This is a genomic window from Bacillus sp. T2.9-1, from assembly GCF_950097965.1.
GTDB lineage: Bacteria > Bacillota > Bacilli > Bacillales > Cytobacillaceae > Niallia > Niallia hominis.
Genome location: NZ_CATNHG010000130.1, coordinates 1 through 22,850, shown reverse-complemented (window position 1 = coordinate 22,850; position 22,850 = coordinate 1). Strand labels below are relative to the sequence as shown.

At 36.1% G+C, this 22,850-nt stretch carries 21 protein-coding genes, 11 tRNA genes, 1 rRNA gene and 1 pseudogene; 32 read left to right on the top strand and 2 right to left on the bottom strand.

Going from position 1 to position 22,850, the window contains the following annotated elements:
- The first annotated feature begins 47 nt into the window (after window positions 1-47).
- The 6 genes from QQZ16_RS19490 (at window position 48) to QQZ16_RS19465 (ending at window position 8,143) form a co-directional block, all read left to right on the top strand.
- Window positions 48-1,121, top strand: a complete 1,074-nt coding sequence (locus QQZ16_RS19490) for a D-alanine--D-alanine ligase (protein WP_284561689.1) — start codon at window positions 48-50, stop codon at window positions 1,119-1,121.
- A 215-nt stretch (window positions 1,122-1,336) separates the two neighbouring features.
- Window positions 1,337-2,698 carry a UDP-N-acetylmuramoyl-tripeptide--D-alanyl-D-alanine ligase gene (locus tag QQZ16_RS19485; RefSeq protein ID WP_284561688.1) on the top strand — a complete coding sequence of 454 codons (1,362 nt, stop codon included), beginning with the start codon at window positions 1,337-1,339 and terminating at the stop codon, window positions 2,696-2,698.
- A 173-nt stretch (window positions 2,699-2,871) separates the two neighbouring features.
- Window positions 2,872-3,564: an alpha/beta hydrolase gene (locus tag QQZ16_RS19480; protein ID WP_031536292.1), complete on the top strand. Its 693-nt coding sequence runs from the start codon at window positions 2,872-2,874 to the stop codon at window positions 3,562-3,564.
- A gap of 1,046 nt (window positions 3,565-4,610) precedes the next feature.
- Window positions 4,611-6,101: a DEAD/DEAH box helicase gene (locus QQZ16_RS19475; RefSeq protein WP_081836568.1), complete on the top strand. Its 1,491-nt coding sequence runs from the start codon at window positions 4,611-4,613 to the stop codon at window positions 6,099-6,101.
- A 142-nt stretch (window positions 6,102-6,243) separates the two neighbouring features.
- Entirely contained in the window at window positions 6,244-6,723 is a 480-nt protein-coding gene (locus QQZ16_RS19470) for a PH domain-containing protein (RefSeq protein ID WP_031536294.1), read from the top strand.
- On the top strand, window positions 6,716-8,143 hold the full coding sequence (locus QQZ16_RS19465; protein ID WP_031536295.1) for a PH domain-containing protein: 1,428 nt from the start codon (window positions 6,716-6,718) through the stop codon (window positions 8,141-8,143). The genes QQZ16_RS19470 and QQZ16_RS19465 overlap by 8 nt, the downstream gene beginning before the upstream one ends.
- Before the next feature lie 58 nt (window positions 8,144-8,201).
- Here QQZ16_RS19465 and QQZ16_RS19460 read toward each other — a convergent pair whose 3' ends face one another.
- The gene (locus tag QQZ16_RS19460; RefSeq protein WP_031536296.1) at window positions 8,202-8,927 is read right to left on the bottom strand and encodes a rhomboid family intramembrane serine protease; all 726 of its coding nucleotides are present in this window, start codon (window positions 8,925-8,927) and stop codon (window positions 8,202-8,204) included.
- A 108-nt stretch (window positions 8,928-9,035) separates the two neighbouring features.
- Here QQZ16_RS19460 and acpS point away from each other — a divergent pair, with 108 nt between their 5' ends.
- From acpS to QQZ16_RS19395, 13 genes and pseudogenes are all read left to right on the top strand, one after another.
- Window positions 9,036-9,386: a holo-ACP synthase gene (gene acpS / locus QQZ16_RS19455; RefSeq protein WP_235252114.1), complete on the top strand. Its 351-nt coding sequence runs from the start codon at window positions 9,036-9,038 to the stop codon at window positions 9,384-9,386.
- Between the two features lie 290 nt (window positions 9,387-9,676).
- The gene (locus tag QQZ16_RS19450; protein WP_031536298.1) at window positions 9,677-10,687 is read left to right on the top strand and encodes a LolA family protein; all 1,011 of its coding nucleotides are present in this window, start codon (window positions 9,677-9,679) and stop codon (window positions 10,685-10,687) included.
- Between the two features lie 155 nt (window positions 10,688-10,842).
- Window positions 10,843-12,012 (top strand): alanine racemase, encoded by a 1,170-nt coding sequence (alr, locus tag QQZ16_RS19445; protein ID WP_235252115.1) that lies wholly within the window; start codon window positions 10,843-10,845, stop codon window positions 12,010-12,012.
- Window positions 12,013-12,360: 348 nt separating this feature from the next.
- On the top strand, window positions 12,361-12,642 hold the full coding sequence (locus QQZ16_RS19440) for a CopG family ribbon-helix-helix protein (protein WP_016201247.1): 282 nt from the start codon (window positions 12,361-12,363) through the stop codon (window positions 12,640-12,642).
- Window positions 12,643-12,646: 4 nt separating this feature from the next.
- Window positions 12,647-12,997 carry a type II toxin-antitoxin system endoribonuclease NdoA gene (gene ndoA, locus QQZ16_RS19435; protein WP_016201246.1) on the top strand — a complete coding sequence of 117 codons (351 nt, stop codon included), beginning with the start codon at window positions 12,647-12,649 and terminating at the stop codon, window positions 12,995-12,997.
- A gap of 770 nt (window positions 12,998-13,767) precedes the next feature.
- Window positions 13,768-14,154, top strand: coding sequence for an STAS domain-containing protein (locus QQZ16_RS19430; protein ID WP_268817899.1), 387 nt, complete (start codon window positions 13,768-13,770; stop codon window positions 14,152-14,154).
- Window positions 14,155-14,157: 3 nt separating this feature from the next.
- Window positions 14,158-14,559, top strand: a pseudogene (locus QQZ16_RS19425) (anti-sigma regulatory factor).
- 14 nt (window positions 14,560-14,573) lie between these two features.
- Window positions 14,574-15,584 (top strand): PP2C family protein-serine/threonine phosphatase, encoded by a 1,011-nt coding sequence (locus QQZ16_RS19420; protein WP_235252116.1) that lies wholly within the window; start codon window positions 14,574-14,576, stop codon window positions 15,582-15,584.
- 55 nt (window positions 15,585-15,639) lie between these two features.
- On the top strand, window positions 15,640-15,972 hold the full coding sequence (locus QQZ16_RS19415) for an anti-sigma factor antagonist (RefSeq protein ID WP_031540171.1): 333 nt from the start codon (window positions 15,640-15,642) through the stop codon (window positions 15,970-15,972).
- Window positions 15,969-16,439, top strand: a complete 471-nt coding sequence (rsbW, locus tag QQZ16_RS19410) for an anti-sigma B factor RsbW (RefSeq protein ID WP_031540172.1) — start codon at window positions 15,969-15,971, stop codon at window positions 16,437-16,439. Before QQZ16_RS19415 ends, rsbW begins: the two co-directional genes overlap by 4 nt.
- Window positions 16,417-17,214: an RNA polymerase sigma factor SigB gene (gene sigB, locus QQZ16_RS19405; protein WP_031540173.1), complete on the top strand. Its 798-nt coding sequence runs from the start codon at window positions 16,417-16,419 to the stop codon at window positions 17,212-17,214. The genes rsbW and sigB overlap by 23 nt, the downstream gene beginning before the upstream one ends.
- Complete coding sequence (locus QQZ16_RS19400; RefSeq protein ID WP_031540174.1) at window positions 17,211-17,807, top strand: PP2C family serine/threonine-protein phosphatase; 597 nt, start codon at window positions 17,211-17,213, stop codon at window positions 17,805-17,807. Before sigB ends, QQZ16_RS19400 begins: the two co-directional genes overlap by 4 nt.
- Before the next feature lie 444 nt (window positions 17,808-18,251).
- Window positions 18,252-20,441, top strand: a complete 2,190-nt coding sequence (locus QQZ16_RS19395; protein ID WP_031540175.1) for a Tex family protein — start codon at window positions 18,252-18,254, stop codon at window positions 20,439-20,441.
- Window positions 20,442-20,538: 97 nt separating this feature from the next.
- Here the strand turns inward: QQZ16_RS19395 and cmpA are convergent, their stop codons facing one another.
- Window positions 20,539-20,655: a cortex morphogenetic protein CmpA gene (gene cmpA, locus QQZ16_RS19390; RefSeq protein WP_109767903.1), complete on the bottom strand. Its 117-nt coding sequence runs from the start codon at window positions 20,653-20,655 to the stop codon at window positions 20,539-20,541.
- A 222-nt stretch (window positions 20,656-20,877) separates the two neighbouring features.
- Between cmpA and QQZ16_RS19385 the strand changes: the two genes are divergently transcribed.
- The 13 genes from QQZ16_RS19385 to QQZ16_RS19325 all read left to right on the top strand — a co-directional run.
- Window positions 20,878-21,354: a SprT family protein gene (locus QQZ16_RS19385; RefSeq protein ID WP_031540176.1), complete on the top strand. Its 477-nt coding sequence runs from the start codon at window positions 20,878-20,880 to the stop codon at window positions 21,352-21,354.
- A 159-nt stretch (window positions 21,355-21,513) separates the two neighbouring features.
- Window positions 21,514-21,588: transfer RNA gene (locus tag QQZ16_RS19380), tRNA-Asn, on the top strand.
- 4 nt (window positions 21,589-21,592) lie between these two features.
- A tRNA-Ser gene (locus tag QQZ16_RS19375) sits at window positions 21,593-21,683 on the top strand.
- 19 nt (window positions 21,684-21,702) lie between these two features.
- Window positions 21,703-21,774: transfer RNA gene (locus QQZ16_RS19370), tRNA-Glu, on the top strand.
- A gap of 26 nt (window positions 21,775-21,800) precedes the next feature.
- Window positions 21,801-21,877: transfer RNA gene (locus QQZ16_RS19365), tRNA-Asp, on the top strand.
- Window positions 21,878-21,893: 16 nt separating this feature from the next.
- A tRNA-Gln gene (locus tag QQZ16_RS19360) sits at window positions 21,894-21,968 on the top strand.
- Window position 21,969: 1 nt separating this feature from the next.
- A tRNA-Lys gene (locus QQZ16_RS19355) sits at window positions 21,970-22,045 on the top strand.
- 18 nt (window positions 22,046-22,063) lie between these two features.
- Window positions 22,064-22,148, top strand: a tRNA-Leu gene (locus QQZ16_RS19350).
- A gap of 51 nt (window positions 22,149-22,199) precedes the next feature.
- Window positions 22,200-22,282 (top strand) — tRNA-Leu (locus QQZ16_RS19345).
- Window positions 22,283-22,345: 63 nt separating this feature from the next.
- A tRNA-Arg gene (locus tag QQZ16_RS19340) sits at window positions 22,346-22,422 on the top strand.
- A 4-nt stretch (window positions 22,423-22,426) separates the two neighbouring features.
- Window positions 22,427-22,503, top strand: a tRNA-Pro gene (locus QQZ16_RS19335).
- A gap of 38 nt (window positions 22,504-22,541) precedes the next feature.
- Window positions 22,542-22,615, top strand: a tRNA-Gly gene (locus QQZ16_RS19330).
- Window positions 22,616-22,739: 124 nt separating this feature from the next.
- Window positions 22,740-22,850, top strand: a 16S ribosomal RNA gene (locus tag QQZ16_RS19325); the annotation flags it as partial.

The following is a 22,850-nucleotide window of genomic DNA, read 5'->3' as shown; positions in this document are numbered from 1 at the left end:
TAGTGGTAGAATAAACAAGTGCATTGATTAAATGGAGGTAACTCATAATGAAAAAGAAACTTGGATTATTATATGGCGGAAAATCTGCTGAACATAAAGTTAGTATGCAAACAGCAATGGCAGTAATTAAAGCATTAGATACAGATAAATATGATATTCATCCAATTTACATATCGGAGAGTGGTGAATGGGTGCGCGGACCACAATTAATGGGACCTGTTGAAAATGTAAAAGAGCTTGCGTTTAACTCACAGGAGCAAATCGGATCAAATGCGCTTTCTACTACTCTCTTCCAAGCAAATGATGAGGCTTCCTTAGATGTTATTTTTCCATTACTTCATGGACCAAACGGCGAAGATGGAACCGTACAAGGATTGCTGGAACTTCTGAATCTTCCTTATGTTGGAAATGGTGTTTTAGCATCATCAGCGGGAATGGATAAAGTAATTATGAAGAATATATTTGAAGTAGCTGGACTAAACCAAGTAAAATATAATTCTTTTATCCGCAGTGACTGGCAAAGTAATAAAGAGGCAGCGTATGATCGTGTGGAAAAGGAATTAGGTTTTCCTTGTTTTGTCAAGCCTGCTAATCTTGGATCAAGTGTAGGAATTAGTAAATGTACGACTAGAGAAGAATTAGAAACTGCCTTTATCGAAGCATTCCAATTTGACCGCAAAATTATTGTCGAAGAAGGCTTAATAGCTAGAGAAATTGAAGTAGGGGTACTAGGAAATGATCACCCAGAAGTTTCTGTAGCAGGAGAAATTGTTCCGAAAAAAGATTTTTACGATTATAAAGCAAAGTATGAGGATGGAGATACAGCTTTAATTATTCCAGCAGAAGTTACAGAATCTGAATATGCTGCTATTAAAACAGATGCGATTAAAGCATTTAAAGCACTTGATTGTTCTGGCCTTGTCCGTGCAGATTTCTTCCTTACAAAAGAGGGGGAAGTTTATATTAATGAAGTAAATACAATGCCTGGATTTACACCGTTCAGCATGTTCCCATTATTATGGAAGCACACAGGTTTAGAATATGATGCTTTAATCAATAAATTAGTAGATCTTGCAGTGGAAAGACATACAGAAAAACAAAATATCAAATATACGATTTAATAGCGAAGAAATGGGAAGGCATTTGTTAATTGGATGCTTGTTAACCGATTCAGCTTGCTCCATAGTAAATAGACTTTAGAACATGTATATTTATATAACAACGGTCAAAAGGAGAGGTGAGAATAATACCTCTTCTTTTGTTCCATCAAATATCAAATTTCAGCAAAAATAATAAATATTTTTTTAATAAACTATTGGAAAAAGGAGGTTTTTTCGTGATTAAACGTACATATGCAGAAATAGCAAAAATGGCCGGCAATGTGGATTCTTTCACGCAATTTGCGGATGTTCAAATTAATGGGGTAACCATTGATTCTAGAAAAATTGAAGTAGGGCAATTATTTATTCCATTTAAAGGAGAAAGAACGGATGGGCACCAATACGTCGAAGATGCGATAAAACGAGGAGCAGCTGCAGCTTTTTGGCAAAAGGATGTTCCGAATCCACCAAAGAATCTGCCGCTTATCTTTGTTGAGGATTCTTTAACAGCTATTCAAGCTCTTGCTAAAAGCTATCTTCAGCAGTTGAGTGTTAAAGTAGTAGGAATTACAGGAAGCAATGGGAAAACTTCTACAAAGGATATGACAACTAGTCTCCTTTCTTTAAAATATAAGGTGCAAAAAACAGAAGGGAATTATAATAATCATCTTGGTCTTCCTTTAACTGTTCTTGGTTTAGAAGAGGATACGGATATTGCTGTCTTAGAAATGGGAATGAGTGGAAGGGGAGAAATTGACTTTTTGAGCAGACTAGCTGAACCCGACATTGCTGTTATTACCAATATCGGCGAATCCCATATGCAGGATTTAGGCTCAAGAGAAGGAATCGCAGAGGCGAAGTTAGAAATATTAAATGGATTAAAAGACAACGGCAGATTCATTTATTTTGGTGACGAGCCACTTCTTTCAAGTCGTATGAAAAATAGTACTCTTGATAAGAAAACCTTCGGGATGAATCCTTCTAATGATTTATATCCTCTTCTTATCCAGACACAAAACAATGGCAGTGTTTTTCATATTAATAAGATTTCTGATCCATTTGAACTACCGGTTCTCGGAAATCACAATATTTTAAATGCATTAGCGGCAATGCTTGTGGCAGAGTATTTTAACATTCCTTTTGAAGTAATGAATAAAGGACTACAATCATTAAAGCTTACTAATATGCGTATGGAATTAGTGGAAGGAAAATCAGGTGTTAAAATTATTAATGATGCTTACAATGCCAGTCCAACTTCGATGCTTGCTGCAATTGATGTTCTAAAAAAGCTGCCAGGCTATAAACAGAAAATCGCTGTTCTCGGTGATATGTTAGAGCTTGGGGATAATGAAGAGACATTTCACTATGAAATAGGCGAAAAACTAGAGGGAATTGATTATGTTTTGACATATGGAAATCTGGGAAGTTTTATTGCAAGAGGTGCGAAAACGGCTCTCCCAGAAGATCGTATATTTACCTTCCAGGACAAAGTACCGTTAATACAAACATTAACCCATTATGTAAATAAAGAAACAGTAGTTTTAGTTAAAGCCTCTAGAGGAATGAAGCTGGAGGAAATCGTTAAGGCTATTCAATAGTTGAAAGAGGCCAGCCGATAGATAAGCGGAAAATCGTTTTCTTGTAGGTTTGGCTTTTTTAATTTAGCTAATTTGTCTTTTGACAACAACAGGCGTCATTATAAAGGGAAAGTTCAAGTGTTGGAAAAATTACCTTTATAGTGTAAAATAACTCTAAAAGGAGTGGCTATAATATGACAGCTTGTATGTTTATACATGGATTTACAGGTTCCCCGATGGAAGTGGAACCACTGGCTACATATATTCAACAACATTCCAATTGGGAATGTATCATCCCCACACTACCTGGCCATGGAAATGAATTGAGATTAAAGGGCATTATGTATAATGAATGGCTTTTGCATGCAGAAGATACGTTAAGAGATTTATTAAAAAGACATGATACCGTATATGTTGTCGGATTTTCGATGGGAGGATTAATAGCAAGCTATTTAGCAACAAAATATCCTATTAAGAAATTAATCCTATTGAGTGCAGCAGCTTATTATGTGAATTTTGTCCAGCTTCAAAAGGACATAAGAATAATCTGTGCGGATTTTTTTCGAGGGCGAATGAGAGAAAATGAGTTATTTACTCGCTATATAAACAAAATAAAAAGTACCCCATTAGCTGCTACTATCCAGTTCCGAAAGCTTGTCCAATATGTGAGACCATTGTTGTCTAACATCCACGTACCAACTTTGATTGCCCAAGGAGAGAAAGATGGCATTGTGCCATTGAAAAGTGCAAACTATTTATACAATACCATTCGCGCTGAAAACAAGAAAATCATCTATGTAGAAGATTCCAAGCATTTAATTTGTCATTGTGAGAGAAAAGAATTATTATTTCAAGAAATAATAACATTCCTCAAGGAGCCCTCATAAATTAGAAGTGACAACATAAAAATTCTGATGTATAGAAGTTTGCTTGAATGGAAAGAGTAGGATAGGCAAGCTTTGCCCTTCTATACTCTCCAATTAAGCATTGTTAGAGAGAACAATAGGAAAAAGATACTATTTCTATAGGAAATGATAAACGAACGCTGCAAACTCTCTTTTGTGTAAAACGTTTACAATGCGAAAATGGGGAAAACATGTATAAAACGTAGATTTTCGAATACCCAATTTATTGCAAAGCGTATTTCTTAGTGATAAGATTATTTTAAAAAGTAACGTGAAGAAACGTAACATTTGGGGCATAATGTTAGTAAAGTATAAACATTCTATTTTAAACGATAAATTAGTCAAATAGAGAGAAATGATCTAAAGTCCCACTTATAAACTTCATTATGACTGTCACTTCCTGCTTATGGGAATTTGAGGGATAGCTTGGAAATCAACTGTCCTTAAAGGTCCGAATGGTTCAACTGACAATCGGTGGGAGAGAAGGGTAAACACCACTGACGAAAGGTTCCCTTGATAAGAAATGCTTTGTTATGAATGAGTTGTTTTCTTTTTAAAGGTAAGTATGTGTTATTTCTTTGTATTTGGCTAACTTTTCTCAGATTAGCTAATTTGTTTAAAGCTCCGTGAAAAGATCATGTTGTTTTCGAACGTGAATTTTGAAGATTCTCTATGAGAGAATAGACATTATCACAAATTGGTAACAGAGCTATTAATAAAATAATAAATAGAAGTCATTTGAAATTTCCTCCTATTTAGAACTTGGTTAAATAGTATCTCATAACTAATAAGACTTAAATAGTAGCATATACCTCATCATTCTCCTGATAAAGGTTGTAAGGCTATTGAAACCAACAATAACTTTCATCATTTATATAATAACGACTATCGTTTCTTTTTAATTGTATGGGGAAAGGCATAATGTGATGAATACGATATGCCATTTTAATATGTTTTCATTTAGAAAGTGAGGTACATACGAATGGTTGACATGATGGAGTACATCCATCTGTTTATGGATATTTTTAATGACTAGAAGGAGATTGGATATATTGGTAAAGTTTCAAGATTTAGGTATTAGTCCTGCTACAATGAAGGCATTAAAAAGAATGGGCTTTGAAGAAGCTACACCTATTCAGGCAGAAACTATTCCATTAAGTCTTCAAAATAAAGACTTAATTGGTCAAGCGCAAACAGGAACTGGGAAAACAGCAGCTTTTGGAGTGCCATTGGTGGATAAGATTGATGTTGCAAAGGAAGTAATCCAAGGGATTATTATTGCACCGACAAGAGAGCTTGCTATTCAAGTATCAGAAGAATTATATAAAATCGGCTACGGAAAACGTACAAGAGTTTTATCTATTTTTGGCGGACAGGATATAAATCGCCAAATCCGTGCTTTAAAGAAAAATCCCCATATTATTGTCGGTACACCTGGACGTATATTAGATCATATTAATCGTAAAACACTTCGTTTGGATAGTGTCAAAACGGTTATATTGGATGAAGCAGATGAAATGCTGAATATGGGATTTATTGATGATATTGAATCAATTCTTTCAAAAATCCCAACAGAAAGACAAACATTATTATTCTCAGCTACTATGCCAGCACCAATTAGAAAAATGGCTGAGCGCTTCATGAAAGATCCAGAAGTAGTAAAAGTGAAAGCGAAGGAAATGACAGTACCATTAATCGAACAGTATTATATTGAAACACAGGAGAAAACGAAATTTGATATTCTAACAAGACTATTGGATATTCAATCGCCTGAGTTGGCAATTATTTTTGGTCGCACAAAACGTCGTGTTGATGAACTTTCTGAGGCATTAAATCTGCGTGGTTATACAGCAGAAGGTATTCATGGAGATTTAAGTCAGGCAAAACGTATGTCTGTACTTCGTAAATTTAAAGAAGGAACCATTGATGTACTTGTCGCAACAGATGTAGCAGCACGCGGACTGGATATTTCTGGTGTAACGCATGTATATAATTTCGATATTCCTCAAGATCCAGAAAGCTATGTTCACCGTATTGGCCGAACTGGCCGTGCTGGCAAAGAAGGTGTCGCTATTACATTCATTACGTATAGAGAAAGATCTTATCTTCAAGTTGTGGAAAAAACAACAAAGAGAAAAATGGAAAAAATGATTCCGCCAACAGTGGATCAAGCAATTGAAGGTCAGCAAAAAGCTGTGATTGAAAAAATTTCGCAAATTATGGATGAAAACAATTTAGATTCATACCGAAATGTAGCAGACGAATTATTAGAGCAAAAAGATGCTTCTACAATCGTTGCAGCAGTTCTAAAAATGCTGACAAAAGAACCGGATACAACACCTGTTAAGTTAACAGAAGAGAAACCACTACCGGTTAAACGTGATCGTAGACCATATGATAAAAATAATGATCGTGGTGCTCGTAAAAATTATAATTCCCGTCAACGACAAGGTTATAGCAGTAACAAACGCCAAGGACAATCAAGTGGTGGATACAATAAATCTAAGTCTTACCGTTAAGCTTAGCATGAAAAGCCTCAATGAAAAAATTACTTCATTGAGGCTTTTCTTATATTTGATAGAAAAAATCTGAAACTACTTTCTCCTATTTTCGTATATAGTTAGTATAAACAGACAAAATGTAGAAAAAGGGGGAAAGTAATTGATAGCGATACCTCAAAATAGATTATCGAAAAAGGGAATAATTGTTTGGCGAATAACAGGAGTAATATCCTCTCTTATCATGATGGCTATTGGCGGTGGTGTAATCACACTGGCTATTCTTTTTGACTGGCATATTCTGATAAGTATAGGGATAATTATTTATCTTCTTGTTCATACAGTGCTGACCATTGGTATTCTACCACCTTTAAAATGGAAGAGGTGGAGATACGAAGTCAGAGGAGATGAAATTGAAATTCAGCAAGGTGTCATTGTAATTAAGCGAACTCTAATTCCGATGATTAGAGTTCAACATGTAGACATGAAGCAGGGACCATTGTTAAGGAAGTATGAGCTTGCGACAGTTTCTATTTCTACTGCTGCTACTATCCATGAAATTCCTGTGCTTGAAGTAGAGGAGGCAGAGGAAATAAGACATTATATTTCTAGCAAAACGAAGGTGGCGGAAGAGGATGTTTGAAAAAAGAAGACTTCATCCTATTTCGGTTCTTTATATAATTTTAAAGCGTCTAAAAGAATTGATTTTCCCTTTTATAGGAATTATTGTACTTGGAGGAAAGCCTTCAGACTGGGGATTATATACGATTTTAGGAGCAATCCTTCTCCTTGTTGTGATTTTAATTAGTGGTTTTTTGCACTGGAATTATTTTACTTATTACGTTGTGGGAAATGAATTGCGTATCGAGTATGGGGTATTTGTTAAGAAAAAGAGGTATATACCCTTTGAACGAATTCAAAGTATTGATTTTACTGAAGGGATTTTTCATCGTCCGTTCCGTCTGGTGAAAGTTAAGATAGAAACAGCAGGGGGCGTAGAAGCAGAAGGTGAGCTTACAGCTATATCAAAAAAGCTTGCCGAAGAGCTAAAAAGATATATCATAAAAAAGAAAAACGAAGAAATAGTATTGGAAGAAGAGATAGAAGAGATAGAACCTGTTCAACAAGAAATCTATCGTATCACGAATAAACAGTTAGCTATTTTGGCCACCACATCTGGTGGAGTGGGAGTGATTATTTCCGCGATTTTCGCCTTCGTTTCCCAGTTTGAAGAATTAATTCCAATCAAAAGAATTTATGAGCAAGTTCATCAGTTCATTACAAGTGGATTGGCCTTAATTTCTATCGTTGTATTTATTTTATGTGTATTATTATGGATTTTATCTTTGTTTATTACATTGCTCAAATATGCGAATTTTACTTTATCAAAGACGAATGATGATTTGATTATTACACGGGGGTTAATTGAGAAAAAGCAAATTACGATTCCGTTAAAACGCATTCAGGCAGTTAAAGTAACGGAGGCTATGCTTCGCCAACCATTTCATTTAGTAGGCGTATCCTTAATTAGTGCAGGAGGATCTTTTAATGATATAGAAGCTGCAAATGTATTGGCAGTTCCCTTGTTAAAGAAAAAGGATTTACCGCAATTACTAAAGGAAGTGGTTCCTGAATATGAATGGAGTGAGCAGCTAATACCACCACCAAAACGGTCTGTTTGGCGATATATTGTTAAAAACAGCTGGATTGCACTACCTATTATTAGCACACTCATTTATTTTTTTCATGGATGGGGAATGCTATCGTTATTGCTATTATTGATTTTACCAATGTGGGGATATTGGAATTATCGCTCAGCAGGCTATGCTATCTTAGGTAAACAACTAACCTTATCCTTCCGTCAATTCCACAAGACGACATTTATTATGAAGCGTAATCGTATTCAAGCTCTCTATTATACAGAGGGATGGTGGCAAAGAAAGGGAGAGCTTGCCTCGATTGAAGGAGTAGTTCTTTCTGGTGCCGGGGGGGCAACGGGTGTGGTTACAGACCTTTCAAAAGGTGATGTGAAGAAGGTTTATGAGTGGTATTCCTATAGATAAGAAAAGAAGGTTGCTATAAAGGCAGCCTTCTTTTGTAATAAGCTAGTGATGTTATCGTTTATTGACTAAGCAAGCCAATAATGGCAAGGCCGAAGATAATGATCCAAATAATAATGGATTTTCCTTCAGGTTTTTTTGTGTGCCGAAGCTGCTGTTTTAAATAGTACCATTCCTCTTTATAGCTGGAAATAATCTTCTTTCCCTTTGATTCAGACAAGCTTCCAATGATTAGACCAGTTAGAAAGCCAAAAATATGGGCAACAATATTTATGTTTGGCTGTAAAAATGTCATGATTAAACTAAGAACAGCGATGGTAGTAATAATTTGTGCATTACTTTGAGAAATGATATCTTTTCGAAAAACGACTAGACTAATATAATAGCCAAATAAGCCGAAAATTGCCCCACTAGAACCTAAATGTACATAAGTAAGAGGTTCAATCAGGAGTGTTATAATATTTGCTGCAATACCGGTAATTAAGTAAATAAAGAGAAATTTAAATTTGCCAAGGATTCTTTCTAATGCAGGACCAAATAAAAAAATACTAAAACTGTTAAATAAAAGGTGAGCAAATCCTCCATGAATAAATATAGGAGTAATTAATCGCCACCATTCCCCTTCTACAATATATAGATTGACACCTATCATTAAATCTAACAGATGTTTGTTTGGGAAGATGGGCAAATTTGTTAACAAAAATAGGACTAGGTGAATGAGCAGGATTGCAGATACGACTGGATAATACGAAATATACTCTCTAAAGTTTTCTCTTCTGGTAAACAACCGTATTTGATACCTCCTAATAAAGCTTCTTTCTACAATAATAGCCAAACAATAGGAAAAGATACAATATATTATGCGTATAAATAATGGAATAGAAGGAGTTGTCTTATGATAAAAGGGACAGGAATAGATATTACGGAAATAGAAAGAATAGAAACCTTGATGCAAAGAAAGCCGAATTTTGCAAAGCGGATACTTACCGATATGGAAATGGAAAGTTATGAGCTGCTGTCAGGTCATCGTAGAAGTGAGTTTCTAGCAGGGAGATTCGCAGCGAAAGAAGCTTTTTCAAAAGCATTAGGAACAGGGATAGGAGGAAGCCTAAGTTTTTTAGATGTGGAGATTAGCTATGATCCCCATGGAAAGCCATGCATTTTAAAGCCATTTTCTCAAGGTGTTCATTTATCTATTACCCATAGTAAACAATATGCCTTCGCACAAGTAATTATTGAAGAATAAGGAAACGAGGTGTTTCGCCTTTTTCCTTTTTTTTATGAAAAGTAAGTTTATTGATTCCCACTAGATTGTCATTTCCATAAACGAAATGACAATGAAAAGAGATATTATTCCAAGTAGCATATTCCCGAAGGTTGTCTCATATATTCATAGAGAAATAGGAGAGACAAGTATGGGTTTTAGGTTTCTAATAGAAAATTCACAAGGTTAAGGGTATGGAATTTTTTAATAGAAATGCTGTTTGCTTATTTTTCTCTCTTTCTACGTGAAATGAAAATAGGGGAGTTGAAAAAATGAACAAGAAGATTTGGTTGCTATTTGTAGGGCTAACGGTCATGCTTTTGTTAACTGCCTGTGGAACAAAATCGAAAGAAGATGTTCTGACTGATTTAAAAGAAAAGGTCGAGACAAAGGGGTATAAAGCAGACGCCGAAATGACTCTCAAAATGGGGACAGAGCCGCAAACATACGAAGTGGAAGTCTGGCATAAGGACCCAGATTTTTATCGAGTAAATCTAAAGAATTCGGCAAAGAATCAGAGTCAAATGATCTTAAAAAATGAAGAAGGTGTGTATGTTTTAACTCCGGCTTTAAACAAAAGCTTTAAGTTTCAAAGCGAGTGGCCAGAAAATAGTAGTCAGGCATATCTCTATGAGTCTTTAGTAAAAGATATTGAAGAAGATAAAGATGTGAAATTTTCTGCTACAGATAAGTATTATGTATTTGAAACGAAAACACGCTATCAGAATAACAAAATGCTTCCAACACAGGAAATTGCTTTTAGTAAAAAAGATCTTTCTCCTGTGAGTGTGAAGGTTAAGGATGTAGAGGGAGTAGCGCTTGTTACGGTTAAGTTCTCGAATGTAAAGTTTGACGTTTCCTTTGATAAAAAGGATTTTGATTTACAAAAAAGTATGACAGCAGCTAAGATGGTAATCCCGGTAATGGGAGAAATAGAAGATAAAGAATTTGCTGTGAAATATCCTGAAGAGCCGTTAGAAGGAGTTAGCTTGGTAGAAGAAAAGAAAATGGCTACGGAAAACGGAAATCGTGTTATTTTAACCTACGATGGGGTAGTGTCCTATACCATTATTCAGGAAAAAGCAGAGGTAGCACCAGCTACAGCAGGACCAATTGTTAGTAAGGGAGATCCAGTGGATTTAGGCTTTACTATTGGGGAAGTTACGGATTCAAAAGTATCATGGACGTTTGAAGGCGTTGATTATACAATTGCATCAAGTGACCTAACTCGAGATGAATTAGTTACCGTTGCGCGCTCCGTTCAAGGAGAAGCGATTAAATAAACAATTTTGAGCAGCTTCTATAATAGAAGCTGTTTTTTTGATGTATAAATGAAACAATACATACAAACATATAAGGATTGGAATTGACAAGCGATAAAAACAGTAGAATAATTTAGGATACAAGTTTGTTATTTCATGAAGGACGTGTGAGGATTTTGATTCAAGAAGATACCTTTTATCGAGATACATGGGTGGAAATTGATCTTGATGCGATTGCATATAATGTTAGGGAATTAAGAAAAAGAGTACATGCTGATAATAAAATAATAGCAGTAGTGAAAGCAAATGGATATGGTCATGGAGCTCTGCAAATTTCCAAAGAAGCATTGCAGTCAGGTGCAGACTGTTTAGCTGTTGCCTTTTTAGATGAAGCGATTCATTTAAGAAAAAATGGTATTACTGCACCCATACTTGTTCTTGGAGCAAGCAGACCGCGCGATGTAGCGATAGCTATAAAATATAAGGTGACTTTAACGGTTTATCATATCGATTGGTTGGAAGATGCTATCCAATTTTTAAATAAAGATGCGCACGTGGCGATTCATTTAAAATTAGATACAGGCATGGGTAGAATTGGGCTGAGAAAGGAACAAGAGATTCAGCAGGTGGAAGAGTTGCTGGCAAATCATCCGAATATTGTGGTGGAAGGAGTTTTCACTCATTTCGCAACAGCAGATGAAAAAAATTCTATTTACTTTGAGAAACAAATCCAGCGTTTTAAGGAACTACTTGCTGCATTTTCAAAGCTGCCAGCAATCGTTCATTGTAGTAATAGTGCCGCGAGTCTTTTGTATCCTGATTTACAATACAATGCTATTCGTATGGGGATTTCCATGTATGGATTGACGCCATCTCTTGAGATTGAGTCTGATTTGCCTTATTCCTTAAAAGAAGCTTTTTCCTTGCGCACAAAATTGGTCCAAGTGAAAAAATTAAACAAGGGCGATAGGGTAAGCTATGGTGCCACATATGAGGCAGAAAAAGAGGAATGGATTGGTACTTTGCCGATTGGCTATGCAGACGGGTGGTTGCGGAAATTGCAAGGTCAAGAGGTTCTCGTAGAAGGAAAAAGAGTGCCGATTGTCGGGAGAATTTGTATGGATCAATGTATGGTAAGGCTTCCGTACTATTTAGAACCAGGTACGCAAATAACGCTAATTGGGAAGCAAAAGGATGAAGAAATCTCTGTTAATGAAATTGCTACTAAATTAGACACAATCAATTATGAGGTCACATGTATGATTTCCGCAAGAGTCCCCCGTATATATAAAAAAAATGGTGTTTTTGAAGAAACGGTAAATCCCTTAATTAGTGAGATGGAGTAACGGATTATAACTGAAAAGTATAGCAGGATTTATTTTTGGCGAGAATTGTAAAAGAATAATTCAACATTGGGCTGAAAATAAAAGTAATGGATGATCAAAGAAATGAATACATTAATTATGGTCACATATACCAGCTAGAAATAATAATAGATGAAAAATATGGTAAATCCCCTCTTTGTTTTGAGAATATTTTTCGCTTTTTCCATTCTTTGATGCATAAAAGGGATAATTTTTGGTGGATAATACAGTAGAATTGCTGAATGGACTTTGCAGAAACAGTTATTAGTGGTATGATTAAAAAAAGCAGAGCTAAAAAATGGTGTGTAGTGATGGTGGAGGTGTATCTTTGTGTCTGAATCCAGCGCAACGACAGAGATCATGATAAAATTACCAAAGCATTTGTTAACTGAATTGGACGGCTTCGTTAAGCAGGAAAATGTAAATCGTAGTGAATTTATTTATCAAGCAACGAAAATGTATCTTCGCGAACGTAAAAAGAGACATATCCGCGAATCGATGAGACGAGGATATATGGAGATGGCTAAATTAAATTTATCCATTGCATCAGAAAGCTTTCTCGCAGAATACGAGGCAGAGCATACAGTAGAACGTCTTGTAAGCGGAGGGTAATCCTTTGATTGTCAAACGTGGTGACGTTTATTTTGCAGACCTATCCCCAGTTGTTGGTTCAGAGCAAGGCGGCGTCCGTCCTGTACTTGTCATTCAAAACGACATCGGGAATCGGTTCAGTCCCACAGTCATTATTGCAGCAATTACAGCTCAAATTCAAAAGGCTAAATTGCCGACTCATGTGGAAATTGATGCGAAGCGATATGGTTTTGAAAGAGATTCAGTAATTCTTTTAGAACAAATTCGTACGATAGATAAACAGAGGCTAACGGACAAAATTACTCATCTCGATGAGGAAATGATGGAAAAAGTCGATGAAGCTCTACAGATTAGTTTAGGTCTCATTGAATTTTAATGATAGAATGCGCTCGTTTGGAGCGCTTTTTTTTATAGCGTTTTTTGTTCTGTTATGTATAAGAATGTAACCCCCTTCGTATTGTAGGAGGTTATTTTTTATTGGAAAGGAAGCGTAATTCTCTAAAAGGATAAAATATTTCTTAATTAAAGGTTTTAAATATAATCAGATAGGGAATATAGAAAAGTCAAAACCTATATACATATAGGATTAGTTAATTATCAAGCGAAAAATAATGCCCAAAAATAGAGGGCACTGAAAAAGTATAGTTTTTTCAAATTAAATAAGAATTTATTTATTTGAAAGCGAATATTAAGTTGGTTTGGAGAGGTGAACGCTTGACTCCTATGGGAGCAGCGAGAAAGTCCGAGACCCTGCAGGAGCGTAGCGACGAAGCGGCTCGGCGCTCGCCCCATGGAAAGCAAGTGGTCACCTCGGAAAACAATTTACACTCTAAGTTTAAAAGGCGGTTATGACCAATCATCAATAGCTATCAGTTTTTCAGTGGTCTCCAAAAATACCGCTGTTTTTTCAATATATAAGTTTTTGAAAATAGAAAGTATCTCTTTATGTGATAAAATGGAGGAAAGCTGTTTTAAAAACATCGAGCAATCAAATCATGGAAATGAGCATACAGGATATTTATCTTTCGATGAAAGATAGTTTTATTTTGTTTGGCAAAATTGTATAAAAGAAATGCTTGTTTTGGATTGGTTTTCGTCCATTTAGTTGAACTAAAAAAGAAAAGGAAGTACGTAAAAATATATTAAATGAAAGTTGGTTGGTTTTGGGTGAATAGAGTGAGAATACCAATATTAAAACTGTATGACTATTTGCTAGTATCCATTCAGTGGGAATTAGATGACCAAACAGCCCTTCAGTTTCAAGAGGATTTATTAAATAAAATCCATGAAACTAGTGCAAGTGGAGTAGTGATTGACTTAACATCCATTGATTTTATAGACTCATTTATTGCCAAAGTATTAGGTGATGTTATCGGTATGTCGAAGCTAATGGGGGCTAAGGTGGTACTGACAGGGATTCAGCCTGCTGTTGCCATCACCTTAGTAGAGCTAGGTATCAGTTTGAACGATGTTTTAACTGCCTTAGATCTAGAAAAAGGTTTGGAGAAATTACAACAGGAATTGGAGGATTGACCTATGGGAGACCAATCCTGTGTAAAAATCGTAAATGAATGGGACATCGTTGCAGCTCGGCAATTAGGTAGAAATATTGCAAGAGAGCTTGGCTTCGGTATTGTAGATTAAGCTCGTATTACTACTGCGATTAGTGAACTTGCAAGAAATATCTATTTATATGCTGGACAAGGGCAAATTTGTATAGAGAAGCTTTTTGATAATGGGAAAGCGGGCTTGAAGCTAATTGCTAAAGACAGTGGTCCTGGAATAAAAGATATAAGACAAGTAATGCAAGATGGTTTTTCTACCTCGGGTGGGTTAGGTGCTGGATTACCAGGAGTAAAACGGTTGATGGATGCGTTTGATATCAAAACCTCTATAGGCGAGGGGACAGAAATTCAGGCAGTGAAGTGGCTAAGATAAGGGGGAGAGAGATAATGGATTTCCGAGAAATGATGGAATCTAAGTATCGAGATCTTCTTGTGAACTATATTAAAGATGAATCTGAACAAGCGCTTTATCAAGGGCAAAAGTTTAGTAGGAAATCGATTGAACAAAAAATATCACCAGAAGATATAATCAGTTTACATAAATCTATTTTAGTGGATTTATATCCGGATATGCCTGAATATGTAGCGAAATCTTTTGATATTCTTTTAGAGGTTATGATAGGCTATGGATTTGCTTATAGAGAACATCAAAGTCTTCGCCATGTTCAGCAAGAATTAAGAAGTGAGATGGAAATCGCTGCAAATGTCCAACAAACATTATTAAGTACAGATATTCCAAAAGCAGAAGGGTTGGATATTGGCGCAATCAGTGTTCCGGCAAAAATGATGAATGGAGATTATTATCACTTCGTTCATGATGATGATCAAATCATTAATATTGCCATCGCGGATGTAATTGGAAAAGGAATTCCTGCTGCTATGTGCATGTCGATGATTAAGTATGCAATGGACAGTCTCCCAGAAAATAGGAATAAACCAAGCAATGTATTAGAAAATTTAAATAGGGTAGTAGAGCAGAATGTAGATCCTAGTATGTTCATTACGATGTTTTACGGAGCATATGATACATTGTCGCATGTATTTCACTATGCATCGGCTGGTCATGAACCAGGTCTTTATTATCAAGCGAAAACAAAACAGTTTAGTGAGCTTAAAACAAAGGGCTTATTACTAGGTGTAGATAAAAAGACAAAATATCAACAATTTGAAAAGGAAATTTATCCAGGTGATATGATTGTTTTAATGTCAGATGGAGTAACAGAAAGCAGAACGAAAGAAGGCTTTATTGATAAAGAAATTCTTCTAGGATACATAAGAAAGCATATGCATTTAGATGCACAAGATATTGTCAAAAATGTTTATATGGAATTAGAAAAAATTCAAGAATTTCATTTGCGTGATGATTTTACTTTAATTATTTTAAAAAGAAAAGTTTAACTCCGTAAACGATGGGGTAAAAGACAATATCGTAATCATGTAAAGGTGGGTCGGGATGAATATCATAATAGATGTAAAGGAAAAAGAATTGGATGTAGAAGTTAAAGTTTCTGGTGAAATAGATGCGTATACAGCTCCGAAATTAAGAGAGCGTATTTATTCCTTTTCTGAAAAAGAAGGAATAAAAATGGTAATAGATTTATCAGATGTTAACTATATGGACAGTACTGGTTTAGGCGTGTTTGTGGGGATATTTAAGAATGTCCGAGCAAACAATGGTGAATTCAAGTTGATTGGTCTATCTAGTCGTTTAATCAGGCTATTTGAAATAACTGGATTGGCAGATATTATAGACATAAATAGTAAGATAGAAGGTGGAATCAAATGAGTCATTTTGAGTACATCGAAATGAAAATCCCTTCTAAACCAGAGTATGTTGGCATTATTCGCTTAACACTATCTGGGATTGCAAGCAGAATGGGCTTTAGCTATGACGAAATTGAAGATTTAAAGATAGCTACTAGTGAAGCATGTACAAATGCTGTGCAACATGCGTATAAGAATAAGGACGCAGGAGATGTTTTGATTGGGTTTCGATTATATAATGATCGACTAGAGGTTATTGTCGCCGATAATGGAAAGAGTTTTGACTTTCATTCTACGACCAAAGATTTAGGTCCGTATGAACAGGATGAGTCAGTAGAATTTCTTCGTGAAGGGGGACTTGGCCTATACTTAATCGAAACATTAATGGATGAAGTAAAGATTCACCATAATAACGGGGTAACTGTTTTCATGACTAAATACCTCGAAGGAGAGCAGGTGGAGAGGGATGCAGAAACAATCTCAACCTAATCGCCATTTATCAAAGGAAGAAGTAAATGAATTAATTAAAGAATTTCAACTGACGCAAAATGAGAAAGCCCAGGAAGCACTTGTCTTAAATTATCGTGATTTAGTAGAAATGCTGGCAAGGAAATATTCTAAAGGGAAAATGTTTCACGAAGATATCGCACAAGTAGGGATTATTGGATTAATAGGAGCCATTCAACGTTATGATGAAAGCTTCGGCAAGAGTTTTGAGGCCTTTGCTGTACCAACTATAATTGGCGAAATTAAACGGTTTTTAAGAGATAAAACGTGGAGTGTTCATGTACCAAGGCGTATTAAAGAGCTTGGACCTAAAATAAAGAAAACGGTAGAACAGCTTACTACCGATTTACAGCGTTCTCCAAAGGTAAATGAAATTGCTGATTATCTAGAGGTATCCGAGGAAGAAGTGCTAGAAGCGATGGAGATGGGCAGAAGCTATCAGGCTTTATCTGTTGACCATTCGATTGAGGCAGATTCAGAAGGGGGAACCGTTACTCTCTTAGATATTGTGGGGGATGTAGATCAAGGATTTGAAAAAGTAAATCAAAAACTAGTGCTAGAAAAAGTGTTGCATGTATTAACGGAGCGAGAAAAAAGTATTATTCAATATACATATTTGGATAATCTTAGTCAGAAGGAAGCTGGAGAAAAGCTCGGGATATCTCAAATGCATGTTTCTAGGCTTCAAAGAAGAGCGATAAAAAAGCTCCAAGAAGCAATACAGGCAGAGTCCAATAATTCGGAGTTTATCTTATGAATGAATTGAAAGATAATAATGTCCATGTACTTGCCTATCAGACTAGCAAGAAAGGGAAAACCCTTTGTGGAGATAGTTTTTTTTATACATCAACGGATGAATACTTTGTTTGTGTATTAGCAGATGGTCTTGGAAGTGGCGAATACGCAAATGAAGCATCCGTTGCAGTTACCGAGATGATTAAAGAAAATCATGCGAAATCTGTTGAGGAATTAATGGAACTATCTAACAATGTTCTTATAAAGAAAAGAGGAGCGGCAGTCTGTGTTTTCAAAATTAACTATGCTACCAAGACAGTTGTTTATAGCTGTGTAGGTAATATTCGATTCTTTCTTTATTCTCCTTCAGGCAAATTGACTTATCCACTCCCAGTAACGGGTTACTTATCAGGAAGACCTCAACATTATCATACGCAACGTTTTACCTTTGAAAATCATGCGAAATTCCTTGTTTTTTCCGATGGATTTAATATTCAAGGAATAAAAAATTTGCTAAAAGGATATTTGCCTATTAGCTCCATAGCAGATAGTATTGTTGGAAAATATAATAATTCAGATGATGATTCTACTTTTATATTGGGAAGCTTGCTTTAAAGTAAGCTTTTTTTGCTGTTTTATTATATTTTTTTCTGTCGGTTATATCAACAAGCTTTTGAAAGTAGCTCTCTTTATTTATTTTTTTTTGTCGTTTTTATCAACAAGCTTTTGAAAGTAGCTCTCTTTATTTATTTTTTTTTGTCGTTTTTATCAACAAGCTTTTGAAAGTAGCTCTCTTTATTTATTTTTTTTTGTCGTTTTTATCAACAAGCTTTATGAAAGTAGCTCTCTTTATTTATGAAATAGATACTTGCTTGATAGCTATTAAGAATTGCCAAAGGAAGAAGGCAAATTCCTTTCTATTGATAATAGGCTTTCATAGGACCTTTTGATAAAATAGAATTAGGTAAAAATTGAAGGACTAACTTTTAGTGTGGAAAGAGAATGGATATAATATTTTTTTAGTGATTGCTCGATGGATTAGAAAGGATCGTGAGTTGTGTGGAGAAAGTTTTGGAACAGGAAAAAGGGCAGGATTATTTAGCTATTATTGCAAAAGAACAGAATGTATCGATTAAACAGGTGAAAAGTGTTATTGCGCTAATAGAAGATGGGAATACAGTTCCTTTTATTGCTCGATACAGAAAAGAACAAACAGGAGCACTAGATGAAGTGCAGATTAAGGATATTATCGATCGCTATACATATATTCAAAACCTAGCTCAAAGAAAAGAAGAAGTTATACGTTTAATCGAAGAGCAAGGCAAGCTGACAGAAGAATTGCAAAATAATATTATGAAGGCAATCAAGCTCCAGGAAGTAGAAGATTTATATCGTCCATATAAACAAAAACGCCGTACGAAAGCTACTATTGCGAAAGAAAAAGGATTAGAACCTTTTGCGGACTGGTTATTAAGTCTGACAAAGGAAAAATCGTTGGATGAGGAAGCCTGTAAATATATATCCGAAGAAAAAGAAGTATTAACAATTGAAGATGTGATCAATGGTGCGAAAGATATTTTAGCAGAGCGCATATCAGATGATGCAGAGAGTAGAAAGTGGATTAGAAACAAGACGATGCTTACTGGGAAAGTTCAAACTAGCTCTAAAAAGTTAGAGAAGGACGAAAAAAATATTTATGAAATGTATTATGAATATGAAGAGCCAGTAAATAAAATTGTTCCTCATCGTACACTAGCTGTAAATCGAGGAGAAAAAGAAGATATCTTAAAAGTAGCTATCAGTGCTCCAACAGATGTAATAATAGAATACTTAGAGAAAAAGTGGATAAAAAATGAGTATTCTCCTGCAACAGTAATTATGAAAGAAGCAATAGAAGATGGTTATAAACGTCTTATTCAGCCGTCTATTGAGAGGGAAATAAGAAATGAGTTAACAGAAAAGGCTGAGGAGCAGGCAATACATATTTTCTCGGAAAATCTTAGAAATCTATTATTACAGCCACCCCTTAAAGGGAAAATGGTTCTCGGAGTGGACCCAGCTTATCGGACAGGCTGTAAATTAGCTGTAGTCGATGAAACGGGGAAAGTATTAGAAATAGGAGTAATTTATCCCCATCCACCAGTGTCCAAAAGAGCAGATGCAGCTGCAAAGTTTCAAAGCATTCTTGATCGCTATCATATTGAAATGGTTGCAGTGGGGAATGGTACTGCTTCGAGAGAAACAGAACAATTTGTTGCTGAGATGCTAAATAAGCAGAATAAAGAGATTTATTATTTAATCGTAAATGAAGCTGGAGCTAGTGTTTATTCAGCTTCCGAAATTGCAAGAGAAGAATTCCCGGATTTTCAAGTGGAAGAAAGAAGCGCAGTGTCTATTGCGAGGAGATTACAAGATCCATTAGCAGAATTAGTGAAAATCGATCCAAAATCTGTAGGTGTTGGTCAATATCAACATGATGTATCACAAAAAAAATTAGCGGAATCATTACATTTTGTTGTAGAAACAGCAGTTAACCAAGTTGGAGTTAATGTAAATACTGCATCGTCTTCTTTACTGCAATATGTTGCTGGCCTTTCCAAGGCTGTTGCTAATAATATCGTAAAAAAACGAGAAGAAGAAGGTAAATTCAGCAATCGCAAACAATTAAAGAAGATACCACGTTTAGGGGCTAAAACATATGAGCAAGCTATCGGCTTTTTGCGCGTATTAGATGGGGAAGAGCCTTTAGATCGAACTGGCATCCACCCTGAACATTACGGTGAAGTAATGAAACTTCTATCTAAATTAGGATTTAAGTCACAAGATATCGGCACTCCTGAATTAAAGGAAGTACTAACAAAAGTTGAAATGAAGGATATTGCACAAGAACTTAATATTGGAGAACTTACATTAAAAGATATTATTGATGCATTGGTTCGTCCATCTCGAGATCCACGGGAAGACCTTCCTGCACCATTATTGCGAAAAGATGTATTAAAACTAGAAGATTTACAAACGGGAATGGAATTACAAGGTACGGTTCGAAATGTAGTCGATTTTGGTGCATTTGTAGATATTGGAGTTAAACAAGATGGTTTAGTTCATATTTCTAAGTTGAGCAATAAGTTTGTTAAGCATCCACTTGATATAGTAAGTGTAGGGGATGTAGTTACTGTTTGGGTAGACAGTGTAGATCAAAATAAAGGAAGAGTTGCGCTTACTATGTTAAGTCCAAAAGACGAGAAATAATAAAGAAGGATCGCCTGTTTTTTAAGCGTGGAAATACAGGTGATCCTAATTTTTAGGAGTAAAGGATTTTTACACATAATCGAGCACTAAAGGATAGCTAACTTGGAGTATTTTTACGGCAATAGTAATACCAGCATTGATTTAATAGCTTTACTTGATAGCTGTTTTTTTCAAAGAAGGCTTTTTTAATTTGGTTTTGTAACCAATTAGGCATTATATTCACTCCTTGTTGTAATCATTAAACTCGGTTAAGAACGAAAAATCGTTCCTTCCACTTTCTTGAAATATCCATCAATAGCGCACTTCTCTCTATAATATAATGGATAAGAAAATGTTTTGATTTGGACGGTGTTATATCATTCGATAAGATTTAGTAAGGTATAAGTTTATTGTATGCTATAATAGTTTGTCTTGTTGAGGAGGGATAAACGGATCAATGACAAATGAAGAATTACAAAGATTAGTTGAGGATATTTCTTGGAAGTATTTTGAAAGAAAGTTTGAACATGAAGCATCTTTTAATCTTAGATTAAGAACTACTGGGGGAAGGTATTTATTAAACACTCATAATATTGAAATTAATAAAACGTATTATGAGGTATTGGGATTAGAGGAGTTAATAGGTATTATTAAGCATGAATTATGTCATTATCATCTTCATTTATTAAACAGAGGATATCAACATAAGGATGCTGATTTTAAGACGCTTCTTAAAAGAGTAGGTGGTCCTAGGTTTTGTTCTTCTCTACCAGCTGAAAGGAAGAAAGGGCAATCGAAGAGAGTTCTTATTTATTCTTGTGTTTCATGTCAACAAAAATATACTAGGAAAAAAAGAATGGACATAAGAAAGTATGTTTGTGGAAAATGTAGAGGAAGATTAAAATTAGAAGAAATAATTAGTGTTGATAAGTGATTTTCAATGAGGAATTTTATTTTCGAAAAAAGTTTTGAAAGGTGCTTGACTTATTATTTATATGTCCTTATAATGTAAAGAGTCGACAAGAGAGCAACTTGTTAATGCAACTGCTGGCAACTGTCTCGTTAGATAGTTGGACAAGTCGATGAATATTATTCCGCAGTAGCTCAGTGGTAGAGCATTCGGCTGTTAACCGAACGGTCGTAGGTTCGAGTCCTACCTGCGGAGCCATTTTGGGGAAGTACTCAAGAGGCTGAAGAGGCGCCCCTGCTAAGGGTGTAGGTCGCGTAAGCGGCGCGAGGGTTCAAATCCCTCCTTCTCCGCCAGAAAGCAATTTAAAGTTATGGCCCGTTGGTCAAGCGGTTAAGACACCGCCCTTTCACGGCGGTAACACGGGTTCGAATCCCGTACGGGTCATTTGTTATTTGTAATTTTGAAAGTTTGGTCCGGTAGTTCAGTTGGTTAGAATGCCTGCCTGTCACGCAGGAGGTCGCGGGTTCGAGTCCCGTCCGGACCGCCATTTAAATTTTTATTATTGGGCTATAGCCAAGCGGTAAGGCAACGGACTTTGACTCCGTCACTCGTTGGTTCGAATCCAGCTAGCCCAGCCACGAGCCATTAGCTCAGTCGGTAGAGCATCTGACTTTTAATCAGAGGGTCGGAGGTTCGAATCCTCCATGGCTCACCATTATATATATTAGAATAAGCGGGTGTGGCGGAATTGGCAGACGCACTAGACTTAGGATCTAGCGCCGCAAGGCGTGGGGGTTCGACTCCCTTCACCCGCACCATCTAATAAACGAAAAAGATTTATGAATGTACAATAAATTATCTCTTGTAGTGCGGTCGTGGCGGAATGGCAGACGCGCTAGGTTGAGGGCCTAGTGGGGGCAACCCCGTGGAGGTTCAAGTCCTCTCGGCCGCATCAAAAAAGTGTTGACAGCCGATAAAATATGTTGTATGATTATAAAGTCGCTTTCGGAAATATGCGCCCGTAGCTCAATTGGATAGAGCGTCTGACTACGGATCAGAAGGTTATGGGTTCGACTCCTTTCGGGCGCGCCATATTCGGGAAGTAGCTCAGCTTGGTAGAGCACTTGGTTTGGGACCAAGGGGTCGCAGGTTCGAATCCTGTCTTCCCGACCATTGATATCAAGCTTAAAAATAAATATCAACCTTATAATGCGGGTGTAGTTTAATGGTAAAACCTCAGCCTTCCAAGCTGATGTCGTGGGTTCGATTCCCATCACCCGCTCCAAATTTTTTATTGCTCTTTGAAAACTGAACAAACAAACGTCAACAATAATCATTTTATAACGAATGTTATAGAATGACAACAAGTAACAAAAAAGCTAGAGTTTAGCAATGAGCTAATCAACTCTTTATTGGAGAGTTTGATCCTGGCTCAGGACGAACGCTGGCGGCGTGCCTAATACATGCAAGTCGAGCGGACTTTAAAAGCTTGCTTTTAAAGTTAGCGGCGGACGGGTGAG